This window comes from Microbispora sp. NPDC046933, from assembly GCF_040644635.1.
GTDB lineage: Bacteria > Actinomycetota > Actinomycetes > Streptosporangiales > Streptosporangiaceae > Microbispora.
Genome location: NZ_JBEYWW010000008.1, coordinates 213,257 through 229,690 on the forward strand (window position 1 = coordinate 213,257; position 16,434 = coordinate 229,690).

The following is a 16,434-nucleotide window of genomic DNA, read 5'->3' on the forward strand; positions in this document are numbered from 1 at the left end:
AAGCAGTAATTTCTCCGCCGGGTCGAACTGCTTGGTTTCTATGGAGTTCTTTCGTCTCTATCGATGGAAAGTAGGGCTGATCGTTGACAAAGTTCTGAAGCCCAGCTCACACTTCCCAGAGTCATCGCGTTGGACTGGGATGGGGCTCGTGGGGTCGGCGTCGCAGCGCGGTGGGCTTCTGTCCGACCGACAAGAGGAGTGACATGCCTTCCTCTCGACCACGTCCCAGGCCGCGATCTCGTTCTGCCCTGGCCTCCGCCGTGCTCACGGTGCCGGCCCTGCTGCTCGGCGCGCCGGGTGCGGCCCTCGCCGCGGAGTCCGGAGCGGCGCCCGTCCTCGACACGGCCACGCTGTCGCCGGTCGCCGAGGTGCTGAACTACAACGGCGCGACCACCACCGCGTACACGCCGTCGAGCACCACCGGGACCAACGGCTGGTTCACCGGCGACGAGGTGACGTTGCGTCTGTCCGCGACGGACGACGACGCCGTCGCGTCCTTCCGGGTGACGGTCGGGTCGGATCCCGCCGTGGAGGTGCCGGCCGTACGGAACGGCGCGCGCGGCACGGCCGACTACGTCATCAGGGGCGATCGCAACAGCACCGTCCGCTACAGCGCCGTCGACGCGGCCGGCAACGCGTCGGCCGCCAAGACGATCACGGTGAAGATCGACACCAAGCCGCCGGTCGCCGCCTGGCCGGGCGTCGCGAACGGCAAGGTGCCGCACAGCGCGCTCGCCTCCTCCATCACGCCCACGCGCACCGACCCCACTCCGGGCTCGGGCGGCGCCGCGGTGCGGGACATGTGGGTCGACGGCACGTGGACCTACCCGCTGCCGCTGGACCCGGCCACCCTGTCCGTCGGCGGGCACACCTGGGCGGTCAACCTCGGCGACTCCGCAGGCAACGGTGCCAAATACACGTTGACCTTCCAGATCACCACCTCGGTCGGGGACCTGCGCGCCTTGGTCCAGCGCTACGTCGCCGCCGGCAAGGTCTCGTCCCCGAACGGCGACCGCCTGCTGGCCCTGCTGGCCGAGGCGGACGGCGGCGGCGACGCCCAATCCGCGCTGACGCGCTTCGGCCGGCTCGCCGGCGAGGTCGTGCCCGAGGGCTACATGCGCGACTCCCTCGTGAAGGACGCCGCCTACCTGGTGGAGGAGCTCAGGGGAGTCAAGCACCCCGACATCGCCACCGGCGTCACGGTGAGCGAGGGGCAGGGCATGGCCCGCGCCCCCTTCCGCGTCCCGACCGAGCCGGTGCGCAACGAGAAGCCGAAGTTCAAGATCCTTCTCTTCGGGCCGAAACCGGGCGCCTTCCGGCACGAGCACATCCCGCTGACCATGTCCGTGATCCAGGACATGGGCCGGGCCAACAACTTCGACGTCGACGTGTACGACTACCTGAGCCCCGACGTGTCGGTCCCGAACCCCTTCGAGAGCATCGAGCGCCTGTCGCGGTACGACGCGATCGTGGGCGTCTCCAGCGTCGGCAACGACACGTTCTCCACGGCGCGCCCCTCGGGGGCCGACCCGAACGTCAAGGTGAACGAGCAGGCCGTCCTCAAGCAGTACATCAACAACGGCGGCGGCTTCGTCGCCCTGCACGGCGCCACCGACTCCATGCACCAGTGGGACTGGTACAAGGGCCTGGCCGGCGGCGAGTTCGACAACCACGGGTCCAACGGCGGCGGCATCCAGAACACCTGCGGGGCCTGCAACATCGGCGAGCTGGTGACCGAGGACCGCACCAACCCGGCCACCCGGCAGTTCCCGGAGACGCTGAAGATCGTCGACGAGCTGTACAACTGGACCTTCCTGCCGCGCGAGAAGGTCCACGTCCTGCAGACGCTGAACGAGTCCACCTACGTGGGCAGCATCGGCGCCGGCGCCGGCCGGATCGAGGGCGCCGACCACCCGATCTCGTGGTGTCAGAACTACGACGGCGGGCGCTCGTTCACCCAGGCGCTCCTGCACAACTGGGAGAACACCCTCGACCCGTTGTTCCAGAAGAACATCCTCGAGGGCGTCAGGTGGGCGGCCGGTCAGACCGAGGCCAACTGCGTCACCCACGACGAGCTGCGCAAGCTCGTCGCCGCCGGTGCGGCGGACGGGTCCGTCGGCGCCGACCTGGCCTCCGGGCTGAACCAGGCGCTCGGCGCGTCGTACGACGCGTACCGCGTCAAGGACTATGCCGACGCCCTCGCGCAGGCGAAGACCTTCCGCCATCTGGTCGACGCCAACCTTCACGGGCCCGGCCACGCCACGCTCCGCGAGCGGGCGGACGAGCTGGTCTCGTGGATGAAGGTGCTCGACGACAAGGGCGCCGGACTGCGGTTCACGTCCCAGCCGAAGTCGAGGACCGTCGGCGCCGGCGAGGACGCGGTGTTCTCCGCCCCCGCGGAGGGCCGGAACGTCGCCTACCAGTGGCAGGTGAGGTCGCCGGGCTCGGCGGAGTGGACCGACGTGACCGGGCAGACGTCCTTCGCGATCGTCGTCACGGCGGCGCCGGAGCTCTCCGGTACGGAGTACCGGGTCCGCGTGTCCGACCCGACCGGTGAGCTGTTCTCCCGCTCGGCGTCCCTCAAGGTCAGCGGCCGCTGACCAGGACCGGTCGCGGTGGCCCGGGCGCTGATCGGCGCCCGGACCGCCGCGACGGCGGTTCCGCCGGCAGGCAGAGCCGGGAAGGCCATGCGACGCCGACGGCGAGCCGCCGGGTGAGCCCCTGGGTGGGCCCCTGGGTGGACCGCCGAGTGAGCCCGGGCGGGGTGCCCGCCCCGCCGACCGGACAGGAGTGGATCGATGCGTCATGCCCTCGCGCGGGCCGCACTCGCCCTGACGTCGCTCGTGTGCTGCGGCGCGTGCGGTGCGACGTCCGCCGCCGCGCTCGGCTCCCGGCCGGACGGCTCACCGCAGGTGGCGGTGTCGTCGCCGGTGTCGTCGTCGGTGTCGTCACTCGCGGCGCCTGCCCCGGCCGCGTCGGTGTCGTCGCCGGTCGGCTGCCGCACCGGGCCGCGCGCGCCCGCCGGCGAGGCCGGCTCCTGGACGCACCCGGCACAGTCCTTCTACGGCCCGTCCGACAAGGACAGGCCGACGAGGGCCAGTCTGGAGCACCTGCTCGTCAGTGACAACGCCGTGGTGATCGAATACTCGCCACGGCTGCCGGAGGCGTCGATCAGGGCGCTTCGCGACTGGACGTACCTGCAGACCGCGACCGTGGCCGTGCCGGGCGGGAGCGAACCGGCTGTGCGTGCCGCGACCGCCTCGACAGAGCTCACGTGCGACGGCGTGGACACGATCCAGCTCTCGGCGCTGGCCGGGACGAGAAGCTTCGGCCGGGTGGCCGAACACGGCGACGCCGATGAAAGGTGATCCCGTGTCTTCCGCGGCCGCGGAGTTCGGCGGAGTTGTCAATGAAAGTTTCATTGCCGGGCGTTGCCCGGATCCGGCCCGACTTCCGCGCAAATCCTTCTCGGATGAGCAGGTGCTGCGCAATTCCAACCAGAGCCGGACTTCGCGCGGATGACGGATGAGGCGTCACCCGGTGAGAAACTTGGGAGGTGGAGACTTCGGTGCCAGGTCGAGCCGAAACGCGGCTCCAGGCCAAAATACTTACGCGATTGCGTGACGCCGGTCCGCAATCTCGCATTCAGCTGTCGGAACACTTCGAAGTGTCACGTACGACGATCGGGGCGGAACTCGGCCGGCTTACGGCGCTTCAACTCGTCGAGGAAATCGGGCCGGCCGCGTCTCGCGGAGGCCGCCGGTCGACCGTCATCGATCTCGCCGGCCGGGTCCGCTTCGTCGGCATCGCCGTCGGCGCGACCTCGGTGTCCGCCGCGGTCACCGATGGCCGGCTGCGAGTCCTCGCATTCGAACGCACCGAATGCGACGTACGCCAGGGGCCCGAACCCGTGCTCGAACTCGCCGCGGAACAGAGCCGCCGGCTGCTCCTGAAATTGGGAGTGGACAGGCCGCTCGGACTCGGCGTGGGCGTGCCCGGACCGGTGGACTTCTCGCGCGGTATCCCGGTGTCGCCACCGATCATGCCGGGGTGGGACGGTTATCCGGTCCGCGATCTGCTCGGCCGGCAGTTCGATTGTCCGGTCGTACTGGACAACGATGTCAATGTAATGGCCCTGGGCGAACAACACGCGGGTGCGGCGAGCACCGTCGAGAACTTCCTGTTCGTCAAGGTCGGCACGGGCATCGGCTGCGGAATCGTGGCCAAGAGTGAGCTGTATCGCGGCATGGACGGGTGCGCGGGGGATATCGGGCACATACCGGTCGCCGACTCCGGCGAGACCTGCGCCTGCGGCAACACGGGATGCCTGGAGGCGTCCTTCGGCGGCGACGCGCTGGCTCGCGACGCGCTCGCCGCGGCCCGGTCGGGGCGCTCGCCCCTGCTCGGAGAACTCCTCGAACGCGACGGGACGCTGACCGCCGCGCAGGTGGGCGAGGCGGTCGCCGCCGGTGACGCGACGTCCGTCCAGATGGTGCGCGACGGCGGGCGGCGCCTGGGCGAGGTGCTGGCGGGCCTGGTGTCGTTCTTCAACCCGAGCCTCATCGTGCTGGGCGGTGGGCTCACGCTGCTGGGTCACGTCCTGCTCGCCGAGATCCGCGGCGCGATCTACCGCCGCTCTCTGCCCCTCGCCACCAGGAACCTGCCGATCATGATGAGCGACCTCGGCCCGCAGGCCGGCGTCATCGGCGCGGCCAGGCTCGTGAGTGAGGAGGTCTACGGGTTCCCTCGCTGATCGGCGCTCCCACCTCGACGGTCGCCGGTGGCGACATCAAGGCCGCACGGGATTGCATGATCATGCATTCCCGTGTATATATTCTACTCGTGTCCAAGGTGCTCACTTCTCTGCCTGTCGGCGAGCGTGTCGGGATCGCCTTCTCCGGCGGCCTCGACACTTCGGTAGCGGTCGCGTGGATGCGGGAGAAGGGTGCAGTGCCGTGCACCTACACCGCCGACGTCGGCCAGTACGACGAACCTGACATCGCCTCGGTGCCCGGGCGTGCCACCGCGTACGGCGCGGAGATCGCCCGGCTGGTCGACTGCCGGGCGGCTTTGGTCGAGGAGGGGCTCGCGGCCCTGGCCTGCGGGGCGTTCCACATCAGGTCCGGCGGCCGCACATACTTCAACACCACCCCGCTCGGGCGGGCCGTCACCGGCACCCTGCTGGTGCGCGCGATGCTCGAGGACGGCGTGCAGATCTGGGGAGACGGCTCCACCTTCAAGGGCAACGACATCGAGCGGTTCTACCGTTACGGGCTGCTCGCCAATCCCTCCCTGCGGATCTACAAGCCGTGGCTGGACGCCGACTTCGTCAACGAGCTCGGCGGCCGCAAGGAGATGTCCGAGTGGCTGCTCGCCCGGGGGCTGCCCTACCGGGACAGCGTGGAGAAGGCCTACTCCACCGACGCCAACATCTGGGGCGCGACTCACGAGGCCAAGTCCCTTGAGCACCTCGACACGGGCATCGAGATCGTCGACCCCATCATGGGCGTGCGCTTCTGGGACCCCGCCGTCGAGATAGCCACCGAGGACGTCACGATCGGCTTCGAACAGGGACGCCCGGTGACGATCAACGGCAAGGAGTTCCCCTCCGCCGTCGATCTGGTGCTGGAGGCCAACGCCATCGGCGGCCGGCACGGCCTGGGCATGTCCGACCAGATCGAGAACCGGATCATCGAGGCCAAGAGCCGGGGCATCTACGAGGCGCCGGGCATGGCGCTGCTGCACGCGGCCTACGAGAGGCTGGTCAACGCGATCCACAACGAGGACACGCTCGCCAGCTACCACATCGAGGGGCGGCGGCTGGGCAGGCTGCTCTACGAGGGCCGCTGGCTGGACCCGCAGGCGCTGATGCTGCGCGAGTCGCTGCAGCGCTGGGTCGGCATGGCCGTGACCGGGCAGGTGACCCTGCGGCTGCGGCGCGGTGAGGACTACTCCGTGCTGGACACGTCCGGACCGGCGTTCAGCTACCACCCGGACAAGCTCTCCATGGAGCGCACCGAGGACTCCGCCTTCGGCCCGGTCGACCGCATCGGGCAGCTCACAATGCGCAACCTCGACATCGCCGACTCTCGCGCCAAGCTGGAGCAGTACGCCAGGCTCGGCATGGTCGGCAGCCAGCAGCCGGCGCTGATCGGAGCCGCGCAGGCGGCCTCGACCGGGCTGATCGGCGCGATGCCCGAGGGCGGGGCCGAGGCGATCGCCTCTCGTGGAGAGGCCCCCACCGAGGAGGAGCTGCTCGACCAGGCCGCCATGGAGCTCGGCACCGACTGACAGCCACGACCGAGGGCGCCCGGCCTGCCGGGCGCCCCAGCGGATGAGGCGGATGCGGTGTGACGGCGTGACGCCATGACGCCATGAAACGCCATGGTGGCGGCGGGAAGTCGGGTCAGGCGCGGACGCGGGGGTTCAGGATCTCGGTGATCCGGATGAATCCGTCGGCGCCGTGGCCCTGGCCGATGACGCGGCGGGCCCAGCCTTCGGCCGCGCGCATCACACTCGCGTCGATGCCGTGGGCCTCGGAGGTGTGCACGATGTGGGCCATGGACGAAGCCGCCGAGGTGATCGGGTTGCCCTCGCCGGAGAACCCGCCGCCGTCCACTTCCGCCGCCGCCTGTTCGAAGATGGGCGGAAGGATCGCGCCGATGCCCTTGGCGAACGGCGCCAGCTCCCGCGCCGTCACCCCTTCGGCCCGCGCCACCGCCAGCGCGTGGGCGTAGCCCGCCATCGCCGTCCAGAAGACGTCGAGCAGCGCGATGTCGTAGGCCGCCGCCCGGCCGATGTTCTCACCGAGATAGGTGTGCGTGCCGCCGAGGACGTTCAGCACCGGCTGGTGCCGTTCATAGAGCTCCTCCGGGCCGCTGTGGAGGAACGCCGCGGCCGGGGTGCCGATGGTCGTGGTCGGCGTCATGATCGCACCGTCGAGATATCCGATGCCGTGCTCGGTCGCCCAGGCCGCGGTGCTCCGGGCGCGGTCGGGCGTGTCGGCGGTCAGGTTCACGAGCGTGCGTCCCCGGAGCGCGCCGGCGACCGCTTCGCGCCGCACGATGGCGTCCACCGCGTCGTAGTTCACCACGCAGATCACGGTCAGCCCGCTCGCGGCGACCGCCGCTTCCGGCGTGAGGGCGGCGTACGCGCCCCGCTCGGCCAGCTGTCGATCTCTGCCCGGTGTCCGGTTCCAGACCGTGGTCCGGACGCCGGCATCCAGGAAGGCTCCGGCCAGGGCCCGGCCCATCGGCCCCAGGCCGAGCACGGTGACGGCAGACTGATCGGTGTGCTTGCTCATATCTCAACTCCTGCGTGCATGACAGCGCTGGCGGTGAACGGGGTGGAAGAATGACGCGTAGCCGTGTCCAGGACCTGAACGTCTGCGGGGTGACCGCCGCGATCGCCGTGATCGACGGCAAGTGGAAGACGATCCTGCTCTGGCTCCTGGAAACCGCTCCGCGTCGTCCCGGCGAGCTGGTCCGGCGGCTGCCGGGCCTCACCGAGAAGGTGCTGACTCAGACGCTCCGGGAGATGGAGGCCGACGGGCTGGTGCACCGTGAGGTGCACGACGGCCGTCCGTTGAAGACCGTGTACTCACTGACCGAGTTCGGCCGTGAGCTGTCCGAGGCGCTGGCGCCGCTGTCCGACTGGGGACATCGCCGCCTGGAGAAGCTGGCCCTGGAGAAGACGGCCCCGCAGAAGACGGCCGGGGAGAAGACGGCCCTGCAGAAGCCGGCCCTGCAGAAGTCGGCCGGGGAGAAGCCGGCCGGGGCTGCGCCGGCAGGGCCCCTTCCGGTCTCCTGACACACCGCCGACACCCCCGTTCCGCCTGAATCAGGGCCGCCCTCCGGCCGCCCGGAACCAAGCTTCACGCCGCTCCGGCCCGCCGACAAGTACCCACAAAAAGGTGGGTAGACGGCACGCCCCGGCACGCGCCCCTGCCCCGACGCGGCCCCCGAGGCCGCCGCCCCTGCCCCCGACCCGGCCTCCGGTGGACGACTGTCTTTTGCACAGTGCATACGTTCCCTTTACGCGGGTAGCGCGGCCTTGTTCGCGAGATCGACCACCGGAGGGGGAGGCGCGGTGGCACTGCGGATCGAGGACTACGGGCTGCTCGGCGACCTGCACACGGCCGCACTGGTCGGGCGCGACGGGTCGATCGACTGGCTGTGCCTGCCCCGGTTCGACGCCCCCGCGTGTTTCGCCGCCCTGCTGGACGACGAGCGGGCGGGCTTGTGGCGCCTGGCTCCCGCGGCCGGCGGGCTCTGCGCGCGCCGCCGCTACCGCGGCGACTCCCTCGTCCTGGAGACGGAGTGGGACACCCCCGAGGGATCCGTACGCGTGATCGACGCGATGCCGCCACGCGGCAGGCGGCCGACGTGGTGCGAGTCGTGGAAGGCGTCAGCGGACGGGTGCCGATGCGGATGGCGCTGCGGCTGCGGTTCGACTACGGGCACATCGTGCCCTGGGTGCGGCACCAGGACGGGCGCCTCGCGGCGGTCGCCGGTCCGGACGCCGCCTGGCTGGAGACACCGGTGCCGCTCCACGGCGAGGACATGGCCACCTATGCTGAGTTCGAGGTCGCCGCCGGACAGCGGGTGCCGTTCGTGCTGACCTACCGGCCCTCGCACGAGCGCAGGCCGCGTCCGGTGGACGCGGAGAAGGCCCTCGCCGACACCGAGGCGTTCTGGACGTCGTGGATGCGCGGCTTCCGATACGAGGGCCGGTGGGAGGATGCCGTGCGCCGATCGCTGGTCGTGCTGAAGGCGCTGACCTACGCGCCGACCGGCGGCATCGTGGCCACGGTCACCACCTCGCTGCCGGAACAGCCGGGCGGGCCGCGCAACTGGGACTACCGGTTCTGCCGGCTGCGCGACGCGACGTTCACGCTGCAGGCGCTGCTGGGCACCGGCTTCGTCGCCGAGGCCAGGGCCTGGCGGGAGTGGCTGCTGCGGGCCGCGGCCGGAGATCCGGCCGACCCGCGGGTGGCCGGCACCGTCGAGGCGGTGCGACGCGAGCTGTGCTCCGACGGGTTCCTGCTGCGCTACCAGCCGCAGGCCGACGGCAACGTCGCGGGCCTTCCCGGCGCCGAGGGCGCCTTCGTCACCTGCACGTTCTGGCTCGCCGACGCCCTGTACGGCATCGGCCGCCAGCGGGAGGCGTACGAGCTGTTCGAACGGCTGCTGAGCCTGCGCAACGACCTCGGCCTGCTGAGCGAGGAGTACGACCCCGTCACCGGGCGGCAACTCGGCAACACCCCGCAGGCGTTCAGCCACGTCGGGCTGGTGAACGCCGCCCGTCACCTGTCCGGCACCCGGCCGGCCGAGCACGTCGCGCACGGCCACGAGCACGTTGGAGGTGAGCACTGATGCTCGCTCTCACCGTCATTCCGCTGCGGAAGGACTCCCTGGCGGTCACCGAGGTCCCCGATCCCGAGCCGGGCGAGGGGGACCTGCTCGTCGACGGTCTCGCCGTCGGCGTGTGCGGCACCGACAAGGAGATCGCCGCCGGCGAGTACGGCTGGGCCCCGCCCGGCCGCGACCGCCTGGTCATCGGCCACGAGTCGCTGGGCAGGGTGCGGCAGGCGCCCTCCGGCAGCGGATTCGCCCCGGGCGACCTGGTGGTCGGAGTGGTCCGGCGGCCAGACCCGGTGCCGTGCGGCGCCTGCGCGCACGGCCAGTTCGACATGTGCCGCAACGGCCGCTACACCGAGCGCGGCATCAAGGAGCTGGACGGGTACGCCAGCCAGACCTGGGCGGTGGAGCCCGGTTACGCCGTCAGGCTGGACCCCGGGCTGGCCGACGTCGGAATGCTCCTCGAACCCACCAGCGTCGTCGCCAAGGCTTGGGACGAGGTCGAGAAGGTCGGCGCCCGGGCCTGGTTCGCGCCGAAGACCGCGCTGGTCACCGGCGCCGGGCCGATCGGCCTGCTCGCCGCGTTGCTCGGCGTGCAGCGCGGGCTGGAGGTGCACGTCCTCGACCGGGTCACGGAGGGCCCAAAACCGGGCCTCGTGCGGGACCTCGGCGCGGTCTACCACGCCGAGGACGCCGGCGAGGTCGCCGCGAAGGTGCGCCCCGACGTCGTCATCGAGGCGACCGGCGCCGGACCTGTCATCTTCGCCGTGGCCGCCAACACCGCGCCGTACGGCATCGTCTGTCTCACCGGCGTCTCGTCGGCCGGGCGCCGGATCACGCTCGACGCGGGCAGCCTCAACCGCGAGATCGTGCTGGAGAACGACGTGCTCATCGGCTCGGTCAACGCCAACCTCGGCCACTACGCCGCCGCGGCCGACGCCCTGGCCAAGGCCGATCTCGCCTGGCTGAACCGGCTGATCACCCGCAGGGTGCCGCTGGAGTCGTTCCGCGGCGCCTTCACCGCCGGGCCGGAGGACGTCAAGGTCGTCGTCACGCTGTGACGTCCGCGGGTTCACCGCATCGCCTGTCTCACCCGATCCCGGCATGTTTCAGCACAGACCGGGGCTCACAGGTATGAGGTACGCGCCCGGTGGCGGAACATCCACCAGTTCCAGATCTGGGAAAGCAGCATCAGCGGCACCATGACCGCGGCGAAGCCCGCCAGAAGCCGCAGCGTGCCCGCCTCCGCCATCGTCTCCGCCAGTCGCAGGCCCGTGCCGGGGGTGCCGGAGGAGACCAGCACGAAGGGGTGCAGGCCCGCCCCGAGGGCGACGACGGGCAGGGCGGCGGCGCACGAGGTGGCGGCGAAGGCCCGGCCGGTACGGCCCGCGCGCAGCAGGGCAGCCGCGGCGAGGAGCACGACCACCAGGGCCGCGCCGGTCGCGAGTGCGGGCCAGGCGTTGACGACGGCGTGCCGCGCCGAGGAGAGTGATCCGGTGACGAGGATGGCCGCCGCCGCCACGGCCGCCACGAGCAGGGCGTGACGGCCGGCCCTCGCCGCCCGCGCGCCCGTCTCGCCGTCGGTTCGCCAGGCCAGGAAGGCCGCCCCGTGCGCGAGGAACACCGCGGTGGTCGTGGCGCCGCACAGCAGCACGAAGGGATGGACCAGGTCGGCCGGGCCGAGCGAGAAGGCGTTCCGGGCGTTCAGCGGCACCCCGGCGAGGAGACGGCCCGCCACGAGCCCCCACCCCGCGGCGGGCACCAGCCCGCCCAGGAAGATCAACCCGTCCCAGAGCCTGCGCGCCGAGGCGCTCCGGTGGCGGCTGCGCAACTGTACGGCGGCGTTGCCGACGACGATCCCGGCCAGGATCGCCGCGAACAGGAAGTACATGCCGGACAGCAGCCGCCCTTCCAGGAAGGGGAAGGCGCCGAAAAGCACCCCGGCCGCGGCCACCAGCCAGACCTCGTTGCCCAGGAAGAACGGGCCGAAGGCGTTGAGCAGCGCCCGCCGCTCGCCGTCGTCACGGCCGAGCCAGAGGGTGAGCATCTGCACGCCGTAGTCGAAACCGGCCAGGACGAAGTAGCCGGCGAGCAGCAGCCCCAGCAGGGCCGGCCACACGAGTTCGAGGGTCACGGTGTTTCCTCTTTCACAGGGCGAGCGACGCCGTGGGCCGCTCCGCCTGCCCGTCGCCCGGTGATCCGCCCAGGTCGGTGACGGCCGGGCCGCGGCGGGCGTACCGGGCGATCAGCGTCCAGTCGGCGACCGCCAGCGCGAGGAACACCCCGCAGAACAGGACCAGGGACGCCGTCATCGAGCCGACGGGCGACCGCGCGGCGGCCGTGGTGAGCTCGCCGTACACGGTCCACGGCTGGCGTCCCACCTCGCGCAGCAGCCACCCGCCGAGCGCGGCGACGAAGGGCAGGGGAACCGCGACCAGCATCAGGTACGCCGCCGGGCGGAACCGGAGGTACCAGTCCCGGTAGAGCAGGACGAGGGCCACGACGACCAGCAGGAAGATCAGATAACCGACGCCCTGCATGACGTCGAAGGCGGTGGCGATCCAGGCGGGTGGCCGGTAGTCGCCCGCGCCGAACCGCTGCGCCAGTTGCGCCTGCACGTCCTCGACCCGCAGGGAGCCGACGTCGTCGATGTGGCCCCGCAGGGTCGCCGCCTTCATCGGCTGGGTGTCCACGAGCGTCGGGATCTGCACGAACCCGTAGTAGAGCGCGACGAACGCCGCGGGCGTGGCCGTGAACAGGCCGAGCCGCAGCGAGGCGCGGAAGAACTCCCGCTCCGCCGTGCGCTTGAGGAAGTGGTAGGAGCTCACCCCCGCCACGAACACGCCACCGGTCATCAGCGCGGCGGTGCCGGCGTGCACCAGCGCGTTGATCGCGTTGGGGTTGGTGAGCATGGCGCCGAAGTCGGTGAGGTAGGCGACGCCGCCGCGCACCTCGTGCCCCACGGGGTGCTGCAGGAAGCCGTTGGCCACCATGATCCAGTACGCCGAGGCGTACGCGGTGAGCGTGACCAGCCAGATCAGCGTGACGTGCACGGCCTTCGGCAGCTTCCCCCAGCCGAAGATCCACATGCCGAGGAAGGTCGACTCGGCGAAGAAGGCGACGATCGTCTCGAGTGCGAGCGGGGCGCCGAAGACGTTGCCCGCGTACTCGGCCAGCCCGCTCCACGCCAGCCCGAACTGGAACTCCATGACCAGGCCGGTGACGATGCCCAGCACGTAGTTCACGACGTAGATCTGCCCCCAGAACCGGGTCATGCGCTCCATGAGCGGTGCGCCGCCGAGGGCGTGCCGGGTGTGCATCACCGCGATCAGCGGGGCGAGGCCGAGGGTGAGCATCACGAACAGCCAGTGGAACCCGGCGGTGGTCGCGAACTGGAGGCGCGCCAGCGTCTCGTCCGTCATCGGCGTACGCCCGTCACCCGGCGAGGAGAGGTCCGGGGCGCGTGGTAGAGCGACAAATCAGCCCTTTCCTCGCAAAGTCCGCAAGAGTGGACGGATCATATCCTCACAACCACGTCTCGCGGCAGGTGATCGGGGGCCGCCGGCCCGATCAGGAGGATGAGAGGGTCGCCCCGGCGGAGCCGAACGGTCGGCCGACTCCATGCGGGCGACGTAGGCGCGGGCGACCCGCTCGGCCAGACCCTCGGCGTCCCCCGGACGCTGTCGGCGAGGTCCCGCGTCCCCGGCACGGCGGCGAGGAACAGCTTGAAACGCGGGAGGAAATACAGGGGCTGAGGCGCGGCGGGCTATTCGGGCTCGATGAGGAAGGTCTGTCCGGGTGTGGAGGCGCAGGGCCGTTCGACGGCCTCCGCCCCCGGCTCGCCGTCGTCCCCGTTGACCGCGAGACATCGGCCGCTCGACGCCGGACGGATGCGGAAGCCGTCCCCGTCGGTCGGTTCGAGCCGGAAGCGCTGGTTGGGCCGGGCGCCGGTGCAGTCGTTCCAGGGTGCGAGCATGCCCGTCGCCGGGCCCGTCGTGACCACCGTCAGGCAGCCGACGCCCTTCGCCGGGTCGGGGTGATCCCATTGGAGGTGGAACAGGCCGTCACCCGCGGGGGTGAGGAAGGTCCGCGGCGGAATCGCCGCGGAGCAGGGACGCAGGACCGCGACCTCGTCAGCGTACGAGACGTCCCTGGCACGGCCCGCCGTCAGGCACAGGGAGGGATCGGCGGCCGCCCGCACGCGGACCCACCTGCGGGCCGGCGCCTGCCCCTCCGCCCCGGCGGCCTCGTCCGACCGTGCCTGGCCTGCGGAGACCGACGTGGAGGTGCGGGAGGTCGCCTCGCCGCTGGAGACGCGGTCGAACTGCCAGGCTCCGGCCAGGAAGAGCAGGGCCGCGGCTCCGGCGCCCGCCACCAGCCTCCGGCGCGCCGGAGGCTTCCGCCCGGCGACTCCGCTCACGGGAGGCGAGCCCGGAGCCGGTCCGGCCGCCTCGGTGGCCAGTGGTTCGTCCGGCCGGGGGACGTCTCGTCCGGGAGCCGGCGGGGCCGACGTGTCGCCCGGTGGCGGCACGGCCGGCATCCCATCGGAAGCCGCGGCGCGCGTGTCACCCCCAGGCACGGCACGCATGCCGCAGGGCGTCTCACGGGCGACAGCCAGGCGCCGGCGGGCCTCCAGCCACTCGGCGACGGTGTCCTCGTCCGCCCCGCAGGCCCGTACGAACGCGGCGAGCAGGTGTTCGCGCGGCAGATCCTGGCGGCTGAGCGCGTCGGCCAGGGTGGCACGCGGCAGGACGTCGCCCACAATCTCGGCGCGGCGTTCGAGCTGCCGGTAGCTGCACCCGCTCCACGCCCGGAGTCGCCTCATCAGGGCGACGAACTCGGCGGGCGTGGTGGCGGCCTGCGGCTGCGGCCGGGTGTCGGTCACGCTCTCCCCATTTCGTAGATCCCTGCGCTTCCAGGCAGCCTATGCATGCTCCGGGGGTGTCCGAGATCGTCCGGGAGTGTCCGGGAAAGCGCCCATGGGTGGACGTGAGCCCGCACGCCGGGCCACGGTGGCCTTGCAAACGGCCCGTCGGCGCCGGAGCACCCAGGTGCTCGGGGGCGGCGTCGCGGGGGCGGGCCGTGGCGGCGGACGTGACCGCCCGACGTGACGGTGGGTGGCGGCGCACGCTCTCTCCGCAGGTGACTGGGTGCACGTCCGCCGCCACGTATCACTCGACACAAGGAAACGAACCCATGGGACGCATTGTTCTGTCTGTTTTCACCACTCTTGACGGCGTCATCGAGAACCCGCACGAGTGGGCTTTCGGATTCGTCAGCGAGGACTCGATGCAGGCCGGCCTCGACCAGATCCGCGCGGCGCGCGCACTACTCCTCGGACGGGTCACCTACGAGGGCTTCGCGGCCTCCTGGCCGTCGATGACCGACGAGGTGGGATACGCCGACGCGATGAACAACCTGCCGAAGTACGTCGTGTCGACCACGCTGACCGAGGCCACCTGGAACAACAGCACCATCATCGGCGCGGACGCCGCGGCCCGCATCGAGGCGCTGAAGAAGGAGGTGGACGGCGACATCCTCATCTTCGGCAGCGCGGCGCTGGTGCGGTGGCTGCTGCGGGAGAACCTCCTCGACGAGATGCGCCTGGCCGTCTACCCCGTCCTCGCCGGTCGCGGTGCCCGCCTGTTCGACGACGGCTCCGACGCCCCCGCCACGCTGCGGCTCGCCGGCACGCAGGCGTTCTCCTCCGGCGTGGTCCTGCTCACCTACGAGCCGACCGGCGAGGGTCTCGCCGACCCGGCCGCCGCGCGCCGGGCGGCCGAGGCGAACGCCGGGGGGTGATCGAGCGCCGCCGTGACCGAGCGCCATGGGGTCGGGCGCCATGGGGTCGGGCGCCATGGGGTCGGGCGCCATGGGGGCGGGTTCAGTGGCATCGGGCTCAGTGGCGGAGCCGGGTGACGGCGGCGTACAGGGTCAGGGAGAGGACCGCCCAGGTCAGGGTGGCGACCGTGAGGGACAGCCACAGCGGCCAGACGGTCGCCGTGAGCGCCACGACGACGGCGAAGGCGATCAGGCCGAGGGCGCCGAAGGTCGCGCCCCCCACGTCCTGCCCGGCCTGGCGTACGCCCTCCTCCTTCGCGATCAGGGTGACGCTCGCCAGCAGGATCGCCGGGAACGCGAGGAAGAGCCCGCCCGCGCGCGGGCCCGCCAGCACGGACACCACCCCCGCCAATGCCGACACTCCGGCGCCGAACGCGAAGCGGACCGCCCAGTCGCGCCTGGGCGGTCGCCTGAGCTCGCTGAGCCGCAGCCGCACCTTCCGGTCGTCGTCGGAACGCCGGCCTCTTCCACCAGGGGCGCTCACGGCAGGCGCGCCGGTGGCGGGGAGAGTTCCAGTGCCCCCGGCCCGGGAAGCGGAGTGGGGACCGCCGTCGCCCGGACGCCGAGCAGACCCTGCGGCGCCAGCGCGTACCCGACGGCCACGGCGACGCCCCAGACGGCGAGCGCGGCCAGCGCCCCCCACCAGGTGCCCCACCTGCGCAACAGGGGGACGGCGATCAGGCAGTAGAGGGTGAAGCCGACCGCGCCGATCTGCATGCCCCGGGCCGAGGCGAGGACGTCGGGGACGCCGGCGAGACCGGCGGTGACGATGAGGCTGGCCAGGGCCACCGAAGGGGCGGCGCAGAACACCCCGGCGAGCCGTTTCGGCGTCAGCATCTCGGCCAGCGCCGCGAAGGCCAGCACGAAGACGCCGCCGATCAGCGCCTTCATGACGACCTCCAGGATCTGGTCGGTCACCTCGCCCACGCCGCGTCCCCTCCCCGGAACCGACACATATGTTCGGGGGGCGCCGCTCGCCGGTTGAACCGCGTTGATTTCCGCCGCGGGAACGCCCGAAACCCGCGACGTGGGCTGCGTACAGAGCCCGTCAATACTCGGTTCGAACCCGTATGGAAGCCGTCAAGACCGGCCAAATGCCCCCGATCCCGGACTTTGCTTGTGCTGAGACCGCCGTAGAGCGGCGGACGTAATCACAACCGAGGAGTGGGGATGGCGGACGTCATCTTCGTCGCTCTGACGATCGCGGTGTTCACGATTTTCGGGCTCGTCGTGA

13 protein-coding genes and 1 pseudogene are annotated in these 16,434 nt (G+C 71.5%); 8 read left to right on the forward strand and 6 right to left on the reverse strand.

The genetic code is table 11. The features are described 5' to 3' along the window. The first annotated feature begins 260 nt into the window (after nucleotides 1-260). The 4 genes from ABZ857_RS13625 to argG all read left to right on the forward strand — a co-directional run bounded on the left by ABZ857_RS13625 (nucleotide 261) and on the right by argG (nucleotide 6,291). The gene (locus tag ABZ857_RS13625; protein ID WP_357042401.1) at nucleotides 261-2,600 is read left to right on the forward strand and encodes a ThuA domain-containing protein; all 2,340 of its coding nucleotides are present in this window, start codon (nucleotides 261-263) and stop codon (nucleotides 2,598-2,600) included. A gap of 198 nt (nucleotides 2,601-2,798) precedes the next feature. Next, nucleotides 2,799-3,368 carry a hypothetical protein gene (locus ABZ857_RS13630; RefSeq protein WP_357042404.1) on the forward strand — a complete coding sequence of 190 codons (570 nt, stop codon included), beginning with the start codon at nucleotides 2,799-2,801 and terminating at the stop codon, nucleotides 3,366-3,368. 299 nt (nucleotides 3,369-3,667) lie between these two features. Beyond that, nucleotides 3,668-4,753, forward strand: a complete 1,086-nt coding sequence (locus tag ABZ857_RS13635) for an ROK family protein (RefSeq protein WP_357042407.1) — start codon at nucleotides 3,668-3,670, stop codon at nucleotides 4,751-4,753. A gap of 89 nt (nucleotides 4,754-4,842) precedes the next feature. Next, complete coding sequence (gene argG / locus ABZ857_RS13640; RefSeq protein WP_357042410.1) at nucleotides 4,843-6,291, forward strand: argininosuccinate synthase; 1,449 nt, start codon at nucleotides 4,843-4,845, stop codon at nucleotides 6,289-6,291. Nucleotides 6,292-6,406: 115 nt separating this feature from the next. Here argG and ABZ857_RS13645 read toward each other — a convergent pair whose 3' ends face one another. Next, nucleotides 6,407-7,303, reverse strand: coding sequence for an NAD(P)-binding domain-containing protein (locus ABZ857_RS13645; protein ID WP_357042413.1), 897 nt, complete (start codon nucleotides 7,301-7,303; stop codon nucleotides 6,407-6,409). 50 nt (nucleotides 7,304-7,353) lie between these two features. On the opposite strand from ABZ857_RS13645, the gene ABZ857_RS13650 reads away from it, so the two are divergent. From ABZ857_RS13650 to ABZ857_RS13660, 3 genes and pseudogenes are all read left to right on the forward strand, one after another. Next, nucleotides 7,354-7,809 (forward strand): helix-turn-helix domain-containing protein, encoded by a 456-nt coding sequence (locus ABZ857_RS13650; protein WP_357042416.1) that lies wholly within the window; start codon nucleotides 7,354-7,356, stop codon nucleotides 7,807-7,809. Nucleotides 7,810-8,088: 279 nt separating this feature from the next. Continuing rightward, a pseudogene (locus tag ABZ857_RS13655) lies at nucleotides 8,089-9,374 on the forward strand (glycoside hydrolase family 15 protein). Then, entirely contained in the window at nucleotides 9,374-10,420 is a 1,047-nt protein-coding gene (locus ABZ857_RS13660; protein ID WP_357042419.1) for a glucose 1-dehydrogenase, read from the forward strand. The pseudogene ABZ857_RS13655 and the gene ABZ857_RS13660 overlap by 1 nt, the downstream one beginning before the upstream one ends. A 65-nt stretch (nucleotides 10,421-10,485) precedes the next feature. Here the strand turns inward: ABZ857_RS13660 and cydB are convergent, their stop codons facing one another. From cydB to ABZ857_RS13675, 3 genes are all read right to left on the reverse strand, one after another. After that, nucleotides 10,486-11,493 carry a cytochrome d ubiquinol oxidase subunit II gene (cydB, locus tag ABZ857_RS13665; protein ID WP_357042422.1) on the reverse strand — a complete coding sequence of 336 codons (1,008 nt, stop codon included), beginning with the start codon at nucleotides 11,491-11,493 and terminating at the stop codon, nucleotides 10,486-10,488. A 13-nt stretch (nucleotides 11,494-11,506) separates the two neighbouring features. Continuing rightward, nucleotides 11,507-12,781, reverse strand: coding sequence for a cytochrome ubiquinol oxidase subunit I (locus tag ABZ857_RS13670; RefSeq protein WP_357042426.1), 1,275 nt, complete (start codon nucleotides 12,779-12,781; stop codon nucleotides 11,507-11,509). A 344-nt stretch (nucleotides 12,782-13,125) separates the two neighbouring features. After that, a complete protein-coding gene (locus ABZ857_RS13675) occupies nucleotides 13,126-14,244 on the reverse strand; it encodes an RICIN domain-containing protein (protein ID WP_357042429.1) in 1,119 nt (372 codons plus the stop codon). Between the two features lie 311 nt (nucleotides 14,245-14,555). On the opposite strand from ABZ857_RS13675, the gene ABZ857_RS13680 reads away from it, so the two are divergent. Next, nucleotides 14,556-15,161, forward strand: a complete 606-nt coding sequence (locus ABZ857_RS13680) for a dihydrofolate reductase family protein (protein WP_357042432.1) — start codon at nucleotides 14,556-14,558, stop codon at nucleotides 15,159-15,161. A gap of 97 nt (nucleotides 15,162-15,258) precedes the next feature. On the opposite strand, the gene ABZ857_RS13685 is transcribed toward ABZ857_RS13680, so the two are convergent. Together ABZ857_RS13685 and ABZ857_RS13690 are read right to left on the reverse strand one after the other, a co-directional pair. Then, entirely contained in the window at nucleotides 15,259-15,636 is a 378-nt protein-coding gene (locus ABZ857_RS13685; protein WP_357042435.1) for a DUF3147 family protein, read from the reverse strand. A gap of 44 nt (nucleotides 15,637-15,680) precedes the next feature. Further along, on the reverse strand, nucleotides 15,681-16,127 hold the full coding sequence (locus ABZ857_RS13690) for a DUF3147 family protein (RefSeq protein WP_357042438.1): 447 nt from the start codon (nucleotides 16,125-16,127) through the stop codon (nucleotides 15,681-15,683). Nucleotides 16,128-16,434 lie beyond the last annotated feature (307 nt).

Bases quoted from the DNA above. Each gene is read 5' to 3' on its own strand.
- ABZ857_RS13670 (WP_357042426.1), bottom strand. From the start codon at position 12,781: ATGACGGACGAGACGCTGGCGCGCCTCCAGTTCGCGACCACCGCCGGG.
- ABZ857_RS13660 (WP_357042419.1), top strand. From the start codon at position 9,374: ATGCTCGCTCTCACCGTCATTCCGCTGCGGAAGGACTCCCTGGCGGTC.
- ABZ857_RS13645 (WP_357042413.1), bottom strand. From the start codon at position 7,303: ATGAGCAAGCACACCGATCAGTCTGCCGTCACCGTGCTCGGCCTGGGG.
- ABZ857_RS13650 (WP_357042416.1), top strand. From the start codon at position 7,354: ATGACGCGTAGCCGTGTCCAGGACCTGAACGTCTGCGGGGTGACCGCC.
- ABZ857_RS13630 (WP_357042404.1), top strand. From the start codon at position 2,799: ATGCGTCATGCCCTCGCGCGGGCCGCACTCGCCCTGACGTCGCTCGTG.
- ABZ857_RS13680 (WP_357042432.1), top strand. From the start codon at position 14,556: ATGGGACGCATTGTTCTGTCTGTTTTCACCACTCTTGACGGCGTCATC.